At 40.3% G+C, this 9,555-nt stretch carries 10 protein-coding genes; 8 read left to right on the forward strand and 2 right to left on the reverse strand.

Going from position 1 to position 9,555, the window contains the following annotated elements; all coding sequences use genetic code 11:
- The 5 genes from A5875_RS00145 to A5875_RS00165 form a co-directional block, all read left to right on the forward strand.
- Positions 1–792 (forward strand): acyltransferase family protein (locus tag A5875_RS00145; protein WP_088931734.1); only part of this gene is annotated, 792 nt, incomplete at its 5' end.
- A gap of 57 nt (positions 793–849) precedes the next feature.
- Entirely contained in the window at positions 850–2,178 is a 1,329-nt protein-coding gene (locus tag A5875_RS00150) for an aminopeptidase C (protein ID WP_088931735.1), read from the forward strand.
- 188 nt (positions 2,179–2,366) lie between these two features.
- Entirely contained in the window at positions 2,367–3,152 is a 786-nt protein-coding gene (locus A5875_RS00155) for a tyrosine-protein phosphatase (RefSeq protein ID WP_088931736.1), read from the forward strand.
- Positions 3,153–3,164: 12 nt separating this feature from the next.
- Complete coding sequence (locus tag A5875_RS00160) at positions 3,165–3,998, forward strand: fructosamine kinase family protein (protein ID WP_088931737.1); 834 nt, start codon at positions 3,165–3,167, stop codon at positions 3,996–3,998.
- A complete protein-coding gene (locus A5875_RS00165; RefSeq protein WP_088931738.1) occupies positions 3,999–4,736 on the forward strand; it encodes an acyl-[acyl-carrier-protein] thioesterase in 738 nt (245 codons plus the stop codon). It begins immediately after the preceding gene.
- Between the two features lie 44 nt (positions 4,737–4,780).
- On the opposite strand, the gene A5875_RS00170 is transcribed toward A5875_RS00165, so the two are convergent.
- Positions 4,781–5,755, reverse strand: a complete 975-nt coding sequence (locus tag A5875_RS00170; RefSeq protein ID WP_088931739.1) for an asparaginase — start codon at positions 5,753–5,755, stop codon at positions 4,781–4,783.
- An 89-nt stretch (positions 5,756–5,844) separates the two neighbouring features.
- On the opposite strand from A5875_RS00170, the gene A5875_RS00175 reads away from it, so the two are divergent.
- The 3 genes from A5875_RS00175 to A5875_RS00185 all read left to right on the forward strand — a co-directional run bounded on the left by A5875_RS00175 (position 5,845) and on the right by A5875_RS00185 (position 8,133).
- Positions 5,845–6,675 (forward strand): DUF72 domain-containing protein, encoded by an 831-nt coding sequence (locus tag A5875_RS00175; protein ID WP_088931740.1) that lies wholly within the window; start codon positions 5,845–5,847, stop codon positions 6,673–6,675.
- A 13-nt stretch (positions 6,676–6,688) separates the two neighbouring features.
- The gene (locus tag A5875_RS00180; protein WP_088931741.1) at positions 6,689–7,525 is read left to right on the forward strand and encodes a Cof-type HAD-IIB family hydrolase; all 837 of its coding nucleotides are present in this window, start codon (positions 6,689–6,691) and stop codon (positions 7,523–7,525) included.
- A gap of 98 nt (positions 7,526–7,623) precedes the next feature.
- Positions 7,624–8,133 (forward strand): HAD family hydrolase, encoded by a 510-nt coding sequence (locus A5875_RS00185; RefSeq protein WP_088931742.1) that lies wholly within the window; start codon positions 7,624–7,626, stop codon positions 8,131–8,133.
- 48 nt (positions 8,134–8,181) lie between these two features.
- Here the strand turns inward: A5875_RS00185 and A5875_RS00190 are convergent, their stop codons facing one another.
- Entirely contained in the window at positions 8,182–9,534 is a 1,353-nt protein-coding gene (locus A5875_RS00190; RefSeq protein WP_088931743.1) for an aspartate kinase, read from the reverse strand.
- Between the last annotated feature and the right edge of the window lie 21 nt (positions 9,535–9,555).

Here is a 9,555-nt window from a genome sequence, read left to right on the forward strand (position 1 = left end):
GGCCCTAAGCCGATCCTGAGTCTAATAAAAAAATTAGTCTTACCCTATATTTTTTTCCAAGTCCTTTATTCAGGCTATTACACACTGATTGGCTTGCAGGACTCCTTTAGTTTAAATCTGGGAATCCCTCAATGGTCGCTTTGGTTTTTATTGAGCTTATTCGGTTGGAATGTTTTGCTGCATTTAACTAAATACTTTACTGTGAAGCAAGTGTTGATCGCGAGTGTGCTCGTGGCACTGTTAGTCGGTTATTTTCCGATTTTTGACCGTTATTTGGCTATTCAACGGACGTTGACCTTTTTCCCATATTTTATGGTGGGATATGTGATTCCGAAAAGCTGGGTCGAAAAACTGAAAACTTATCCTAAGAAATGGATCGCGCTTCTTTTATTTAGCGGCTTGTTTTTATTTATCCAGGGAAATGATTTGATTAATAAATATTGGGTCTTTGGATCTAAACCTTATGAGGACTATTTGACGCAACCGCTGCTTGGCGGACCGCAACGTTTAGTATTCTTTGCGGCAGGCTTGGTTGGGATCATCGCTTTTTTATTGTTGGTTCCAAAAGAACGTCATTTTTTCTCTAATTGGGGAAAAAACACATTAACGGTTTATTTGCTCCATGGTTTTTTAGTCAAAGGACTGCGCGCGCTGGAGCTTGATTTTGAAATCAGTTCACTAGAGTTGTTCTTATTATTTATCGGCAGCATGCTGTTGACCGCCACTTTATCCAGTAAACGAGTTGGTCAATGGATAGAAAAAGGGAAACAAGTTTTACAGCCGAGCTTGTAAAGTAATTGTCTCTTTGCCTCATTAAGCGTAAAATGAGGGGCAAGGAGGCGTTTTTTTATGTCAAAAATTACTAATGAACGAACCCAAGCTTTTCGTGAAGCTTTTGCAAAAAATTCAAAACAAGTTGCACTTCAACGAGGCGTAGTGAAAAATGGTATCCGAGCTTCAGCAGAAAACATGCAGGCGCACGTTGAGAATACGCCGGTTTTTTCAATTGATCTTGCAACAGGAAAAGTTGCGAATCAAAAACAATCTGGACGCTGCTGGATGTTCGCGGCCTTAAACACCTTCCGTCATAGATTATTGACGACATTTCAGCTGAAGGATTTTGAACTTTCACAAAACTATACCTTCTTTTGGGATAAATATGAAAAAGCGAATTATTTCTATGAAAATATTTTAAATACAGCAGAACAGTCCGTGACGAGTCGTGAAGTAGCCTTTCTATTACAAACGCCACAGCAAGACGGCGGACAATGGGATATGATCGTCTCACTTTTTCAAAAATATGGTGTTGTACCAAAAAGCGTGATGCCAGAAAGCAGCAATAGTTCAAATTCACGTGATTTAAATAATTATTTGAACAAACTATTACGCAAACACGCAGTATTATTACGACAAATGGTGGCAGAGGATGCAACTGCAGAAGAAATTCAAGCTAATCGTGAGGCGATGCTGCAGGAGGTCTATAACCTTTTGGCGATTTCGTTAGGTACACCGCCAGATGTTTTTGATTTTGAATATCGAGACGACGAAAAGAACTATCATTTAGATCAAGGCTTAACACCGCAAAGTTTCTATGAAAAATATGTGGGTGTAGATCTAGATGAGTATGTCAGCATCATTAATGCTCCTACTGATGATAAACCTTTTATGAAGTCATATACTGTTGATATGCTGGGTAATGTAGTTGATGGCAAGCAAGTGAAGTATTTGAATCTCGAAATGGCTGAATTCAAAACACTAGCAATCAAGCAGTTAGAGCAGGGTGAATCTGTGTGGTTTGGCTGTGATGTTGGGCAATCCTCTACTCGCGACAGCGGTATTATGGCATTAGATGCTTATGATGTAGAAGACTTGTTTGATGTCGATTTGACGATGACTAAAGCAGAACGTTTAGACTACGGTGAAAGCATGATGACTCATGCTATGGTTTTAACAGGCGTTGACCTGATTGATAATCAAGCCAAAAAATGGAAAGTTGAAAATAGCTGGGGCGAAAAAGTCGGTGAAAAAGGCTTCTTTGTCATGAGTGACGAATGGATGGATGAATATACGTACCAAATCGTGGTTCGTAAAGAATTTTTGACACCAGAACAGTTAGCGGCTTTTGAAGCAGAACCGACCGTTTTAGCACCATGGGACCCAATGGGTGCATTAGCTTAATTTAGTGAAGACTTGAAGCAAATTTATTTGTTTCAGGTCTTTTTTTTTGGTGATAAAAAGAGAAGATATTTTATTGGGAAATTTCGCAAGCTACGGAGGAAGCCTTTTTTGACAGAAGTTTGTTTCTATCAAGAAAAGCGTTTTCTTTTGCAATGTGCTATACTTTTAGCAAAAAGGAGGTTGGTTGGATGTCTAAACACTTAGCTGTTCGACATGCTGAAAATATACGAGAATTGGGTGGCTATGAAACAAAGGACGGAAGAAAAGTAGCTCATCGCAAATTGATCCGTTCTGCAAACATCAATCACTTAGATACAAAAGATAAACAATACTTAAGTGATTACGGTATAAAAAAAGTTGTCGATTTCCGTTCACTTGAGGAGCGGACCGCCCAACCTGATCAGGAGATTCCGGAAGCGGCGAACATCTTTTTGCCGATTTTCCCACTCAAAGAAACCGAAACTGCGTCGGCTTCGCCTAAAAAAATGATGCAGCGAATGCAGGATGGTGAAAATGCGCTGCAACAAATGGTTGAAGTGTATAAGCACTTTGTAACCGATCAGCATGTTCGCGGCCAATATCGGAAATTTTTTGATTTAGTATTGGATAATCATGAAGCAGACGAAAGCTTGCTATTTCATTGTACAGCTGGGAAGGACCGGACAGGCTTTGCAGCAATCCTGTTATTAGATTGCTTAGGAGTAGACAGTGAAACAATCGTGGAAGATTATATGGCTACGAACCGGTATTTGAAAAAAGTCGTCCAAGAGATGTATAAAAAGGCCGAACTTGCGGGTGTACCAGCAGAGGCATTGCATGGAATCGAAGACATGATGTCTGCAAAAGAAATCTATTTACAAACTAGCTATGAACAAATCAAAGAGAATTATGGAACAGTAGAACAGTTTATTCATGAGGGGATTGGCATATCAACCAACGAAATCAAAGATCTGCAAAAAATCTATTTGTTATAAGGAGTTGGCGAAATGGATGAATTGCTGAATTATCTTAATCTGCAAACAAAAGCAATACCAATCAGCGGCGGTGATATCAATCAGGCTTATCGGGTTACTGATGGAAAAAAAGATTATTTTTTGAAATACCATCCCAAAATGTCGGCGGATTTTTTTCAAGCGGAGGTTGATGGATTAGCTGAATTAGGAAATGCAGTGCGAGTGCCTGAAGTTTATCAACATGGAAGTTATACGGATGCGGCATATCTTTTGATGGAGTGGATCGAACCTGGAGAAGGGGATCAAAAAGATTTGGCCCACGAACTTGGCAAGCTTCATGAAATCAAGGCAATCAAGTTTGGCTATAAAAGAAATAATTTTATGGGGCTGTTGCCTCAGATCAACACACATTCAGATAACTGGTGGGATTTTTACTTTACCAATCGCTTAGAGATCCAAATCGAAATTGCAAACGGTCGAAATCACTGGACGGCACGGCGAGAAAAAAATTATCAGTTATTTAAAGAGTGGGTTTATCAAAAATGGGGTACAATGTCTTTTGAACCAACTTTATTGCACGGTGATTTTTGGAGCGGCAATACTTTTTTTGATATGCAGGGCCGACCTGTCTTTGTGGACCCGGCGGTTTCTTACGGACATCGAGAAATGGATCTTGCAATGTCACAACTTTTTGGCGGCTTTCGCCAAGAATTTATCGACAGCTACCAAGAAAATATGCCGATGCGAGAAGGTTGGCAAGATCGACTGGCAATCTACCAATTCTATTATCTGCTCGTTCACCTGAATATTTTTGGGGAGACTTACGGCGATGCGGTAGATCGTGTCTTAGCTTTAGGAGGAAAGTAATTGGGAAAAAGATACACCATTAATCATGAAGTCGCCTATTATGAGTGCGACATCAATCAAAATATGACGTTTCCTGCTTTATTGAGTGTCGCTATCAAGGCGTCATCCGATCAAAGTGATGAACTGGAGCGGGGAACGGATTATATTAATACGTTAGGGATTACTTGGGTAATCACACAAACAGAAATAACGATCAAACGATTGCCGCAGGTTGGTGAAAAGATTACGATCGTGACCGAGCCGACAGAATTCAATCGCTATTTCTGTTATCGAAGCTACTGGGTTTATGATGCGGATGGAACCGAGCTGCTGAAAATCGATATGTCCTTTGTATTGATGGATATCGAAAATCGCAAGATGAGCAGTGTTGATGCACAACTTATGGCGCCATATGAATCGCCGCAAGTCAAAAAGATTCGACGCTGGCCCAAGATCGAAAAAGTCGAAGGAGATCAAAAGCAGTTGTATCATGTGCGTTATTACGACCTTGATAGTAATCATCATGTAAATAATGCGATGTACTTTAACTGGTTAATCGATGTGTTGGGTTACGACTTTATGACACAGCATGAGCCATCATATGTGAATGTTAAATTTGATAAAGAAGTTTTATATGGCAATGACATTGAGAGTTTTTATGAAATTATTGAGGCTGAAGAAGTGAAAACTCGTCACGAGATTCGACTTGGAGATCAGCTTGCTTGTGAAGCAAATATATTATGGCAAAAAAGAAGTTAAATCGAATTGCTCGATTTAACTTCTTTTTTTGTCGCTTTTTAGATTTACTCTTCCATAAATTGTTTTAATTCTTCTTTTGATAAATGAGCATTTAACGCGATCAATAATTTCAAGCGAGCTTTTTGACTGTTGATACCGTTACAGAAAATCACACCATGCTGTGCTAATTCCACACCGCCGCCATGATAATCATAAACGGGTTCAGCAATTCCGTTGAAGCAGCGTGAAACTAAAACGATCGGCAGCCCTTTTTCTAATAAATGATAGAAAGGCGGTAAAGTTTGCGGCGGTAAATTTCCAGCACCTAAGGCTTCGACTACGAGACCATCGACTGTAATTGCTTGATCCAAAATCTTAAAGAAGTCTCCTTCCATCCCGGCAAAAACTTTAACGATCGGGATCATAGCATCGAAACTGTCGATATCATAGCGGGTCGTCTTAGGTAATTCCTGTTTAAAAAGAATTTTTGATTTAGTAACTAGGCCGATGGGTCCTAAAGTCGGTGTTCTAAAAGTTGCCACATTTGTTGTATGTGTTTTCGTTACATAACGGGCGCTGTGAACTTCATCGTTCATGACAACGAGCACCCCTTTGCCGACAGCATTGTCAGAGGCAGCAACGCGAATCGCACATTCAAAATTATAAAGACCATCACTGCCTAATTCATTGATAGAACGCATCGCACCCGTCAAAATAATCGGCATCAAATCCCCGATGGTTATTTCTAGAAAATAAGCAGTTTCCTCCAGAGTATCAGTCCCGTGAGTGATAACGACACTGTCGAGCCCTTCTTGTTTTGCGGCTTTAATTCTTTCTTTTAAATCAAACATTGTTTCAACAGTGATGTGGGGAGAAGGCAGGTTAGAAAAATCTTCCACGATCAATTCAATATCAGCCGGCAGGCGTAATTCTTGTCCAGCCGCTAGTAAAGGATTTTTTTTATCTGGACGTACAGCACCATCGGCATCTTGACTCATTGAGATCGTTCCGCCTGTATGTAAAATTAAAATCCGTTTCATCATCATTACTCCATTCGTTATTAGCGCATTGTTGCTAATTTTTTGCTATGTTTATTGTATACTATGAAACAAAGGGAGGCTAGGATACTATGATTCGAATTGGATTAACTTCTTTTAATGAACACAGCAGTTTGACTGGTAAGAAGACCTCTTCTTTGTATGAGTATGCCGGTTACCTGCCATTAGTAGAGTTAGATACGAACTATTACGGGATCACCAAAAAAAGTTCGGTTGAGAATTGGTTGACGCAAGTTCCGGAAGATTTCCGCTTTGTAGTCAAACTATATGCAGGATTCACGGGACAGGCAAAGTGGCAAGATAATTATTCTTCCATGTCCGAAATGCAGGAGCATTTTCTAGAAACCATGAAGCCGATGATCGAAAGCGGAAAGTTATTTTGCTTTTTAGCGCAATTTCCGGCACAATTTAAGTGTACCAAAGAAAACGTTGCTTACTTAGAAATACTGCGAGGGTTATTTCCTGAACTCCCTGTAGCGGTAGAACTGCGAGATTATAGTTGGTACGCAAAAGAGTTTGTAGAAAAAACCAGACAGCTGATGAGAACATTGGATTTTAGTTTGGTAGTGGTCGATGAACCGCAACTTCCAGATACCGTTCCATTAGATTCTACGGTAACAAATAAAAATTTCAGCCTATTTCGTTTTCACGGCAGGAATCAGGCCTATTGGAATGATCGAACTGGTGATTGGCGCAAGAAGCGCACGTTGTATCGTTACAATGAAACTGAACTGAAGGAGCTAGGAAATAAAGTTCGGCAAGCGGCCGAAGAATCCGCTGAAGTTGGTGTCATTTTTAATAATAATTCCGGCGGCGATGCTGCCGATAATGCTATGCAACTGAAAAAAATTCTTCAATTGGATTATGAAGGATTGAATCCAAGTCAAATCGATTTATTTTAAACGAGGGAGTGCCATGATAAAAGCCATTTTTTTTGATATTGACGGAACCTTGATTACCAGTGATTCAAAGGTGTTAGACAGCACCCGCGAGGCAATCAGGTTAGCTCAAAAGCAGGGAATCTTTTGCGGAATCGCAACTGGTCGAGGTCCAGTAAAAATCGAGGATCGGATTGAACAGCTGCCGTTAGATGTATATGTGATGTACAATGGACAGTTGGTTTATACAAAAGAAAAAGATATTTACCAGCGACCATTTTCTGCTGAAACATTACAACGGATCGTGAATTTTGCGGATGCGGAGCATCGTCAAATTATTTTCGGCGGACGTTATCGTTTAGATGGCAGTCATCTGATGAAGTGGTCGCAAAACTCGCTGCTTAAAAAAATTGCGGGCTGGATGCCTAAGTGGTTTCCAGTAAGATCGACACGAAGATTATTGCAGTCTTTCAGTCCGAATCGAGAAAAGGGCAGATACAAAAAGTTATCGATTTTAAAAGAGCCGATCTATCAATGTGTACTCTTCAGTGCAGAAACGGAAGCACAACGTTTGCAAGAGCTGTTGCCGGATTGTTCCTTCCAGCGTTCAAATCCTTATTCGGTGGATATCGTTCCAAAGAACGGCTCAAAGTATCATGGAATTTTAGAATTTACCAAAGCAGCAGGAATTGAGCTGGAAGAAGTAATGGCTTTTGGCGACCACTATAATGACATCGAAATGATCCAAAAAGTTGGTATCGGTGTGGCGATGGGAAACGGGTTGTCTGAGGTCAAAGAACAAGCCGATTATGTTACTGCGACGAATGAAAAAGATGGGATTTATCAGGCGCTAAAACATTTTGAAGTTATTTAATAGTCATAGTAATTTAAGCTTAGCACGCAAATCAGGTATCTAAATTCACTTAATAATAACAATCGCTACACTTAGTTGAGAGCAGGGAGTATCAATAAATGAACGAACCGTATCAAATGGCGCGCGAGTTTCACGAGACCTTCGCACCGACACCACCGAATAAACCTAAAGCCTTCACCAAAGAACGAGGGAGTTTTCGTGCGGGGTTTAAAGCTGAAGAAATCGTTGAATTTTTATATGGCGTAGCAGAAGGCGATGAAGCTGAATTTGCTGAATTAGTTAAAGAGCTTCATGAAAGTGTCGATCAAGCCAAAGAAAAAGTTTTGACAAAAGCCGAAGCAGTTGATGATCCGCTAATTGCGGAAGTCGATGCTTTGACGGACTTGCTCTACTTTACTTATGGCTCGTTTGCCTTGATTGGCGTTGATCCAAAACCGATTTTTGAAATCGTTCATCGTGCGAATATGGGGAAACTTTTTCCTGATGGCAAACCTCGCTATCATCCGGTAACAAATAAAGTGATGAAGCCGGATGATTGGCAAGAAAAATATGCACCAGAACCGTTGATCAAAAAAGAGCTGGACAGACAAAAAGGAAAAGCCGAATAACAAAGGCTTTTCCTTTTTTGTGTTTTAGCTGTTAAGCATATAAAGTTCTTAATCAAAAAATGTGTAGTAAAGCGATCGGACAGCTAATCGTTCTTGTTCACTGCGGATTGCGAAGATGATACTGCGTTCATCAGCTCCCTGAGAAATCATTCGCAGGTTAACATTTTTACGTGCCAATGCAGCAGTGCTGTCAGAGGTAGTGCCAGGCCGTTCGCGCATCCCTTCGCCAACAAGTGCGACAACCGAAAGACCATGTTCGATTGATAATTGATCAGGCTGAATCTTTTCTTCAATCTGCTTCATTAGTTCAGCTTCAATATCACGAGTTAATTGACGTTCGCGTAAAATGATTGAAATATCATCAATTCCAGATGGCATATGTTCAAAACAGATGTTTAAATCCTCTAAAATTTGTAAAACTCTTCGTACAATCCCGACTTCTCGGTTTAACAAATATTTTCCGATCGTGATTCCGCAGAAGCCGCCATCGCTGGCAACACCTACGACTTCATTGCGATTCTCATTTTCGAAGGTCTTTTTGATCAAGGTTCCTTGGCAATCCGGATTATTCGTATTTTTAATCACCACGGGAATCTGTGCTTTAAAGGCCGGCATCAAGGCTTCATCATGAAAGACTGTGAAGCCTGCATAAGTCAATTCGCGAATTTCGCGATAAGTTGCGTATTCAATTAACTCTGGATCATGGATGTATTTTGGACTGGCAGCAAAAATACCATCTACATCAGTAAAATTCTCATACATATCCACTTTTAAACCAGCTGCAACGATGGAGCCAGTGATGTCGGAGCCACCTCGCGAAAATGTACAGAGGTGTCCATCTTTGGTGTAACCAAAGAATCCTGGGATAATCAATATTTCCTCTGAATCTCGCCACTGATAAATTTTATCGTAGGATTCATCTAAGATTCGGGCATTTTGTGGTTCGTTAGAAACCGTGATTCCTAACTCTTTTGGATTGATGTAACGTGCGTTGACACCGTTCTTTTGGAAACAGGCAGCAACTAACTGGGCATTTAAGTTTTCCCCACTAGCTAAAAAGCTGTCTAGGGCATAAGCGTTTGTTTCGTCATAATTCTCTTGAAGTTGACGTAATTCAGCGCTAAATTTTTTTTCAATATCATCATCGACGCGGAACGCGGCAGCAATTTCTGTATAGCGAGCGACGATCTCACGAATCAATTCTTCAGTATCATGTTTGTATACAACAGCATTATAAAATTGAATCAATAAGTCGGTGACTTTTTTGTCTTTATTGGTTCGCTTTCCTGGAGCAGAAACCACGACGAAACGACGGCTAGGCTCGTCTGTAACGATCGCTAAGACTTTTTTTAGTTGTTCAGCTGAAGCTACGGAGCTTCCGCCAAATTTGATCACTTTCACTTTAATCACCTCTTATTTTAA

The sequence above is a fragment of the Enterococcus sp. 3H8_DIV0648 genome (genome assembly GCF_002140655.1).
GTDB lineage: Bacteria > Bacillota > Bacilli > Lactobacillales > Enterococcaceae > Enterococcus_A > Enterococcus_A hulanensis.

Bases quoted from the DNA above. Each gene is read 5' to 3' on its own strand.
- A5875_RS00160 (WP_088931737.1), top strand. From the start codon at position 3,165: ATGGATGAATTGCTGAATTATCTTAATCTGCAAACAAAAGCAATACCA.
- A5875_RS00170 (WP_088931739.1), bottom strand. From the start codon at position 5,755: ATGAAACGGATTTTAATTTTACATACAGGCGGAACGATCTCAATGAGT.
- A5875_RS00150 (WP_088931735.1), top strand. From the start codon at position 850: ATGTCAAAAATTACTAATGAACGAACCCAAGCTTTTCGTGAAGCTTTT.
- A5875_RS00180 (WP_088931741.1), top strand. From the start codon at position 6,689: ATGATAAAAGCCATTTTTTTTGATATTGACGGAACCTTGATTACCAGT.
- A5875_RS00155 (WP_088931736.1), top strand. From the start codon at position 2,367: ATGTCTAAACACTTAGCTGTTCGACATGCTGAAAATATACGAGAATTG.
- A5875_RS00175 (WP_088931740.1), top strand. From the start codon at position 5,845: ATGATTCGAATTGGATTAACTTCTTTTAATGAACACAGCAGTTTGACT.
- A5875_RS00185 (WP_088931742.1), top strand. From the start codon at position 7,624: ATGAACGAACCGTATCAAATGGCGCGCGAGTTTCACGAGACCTTCGCA.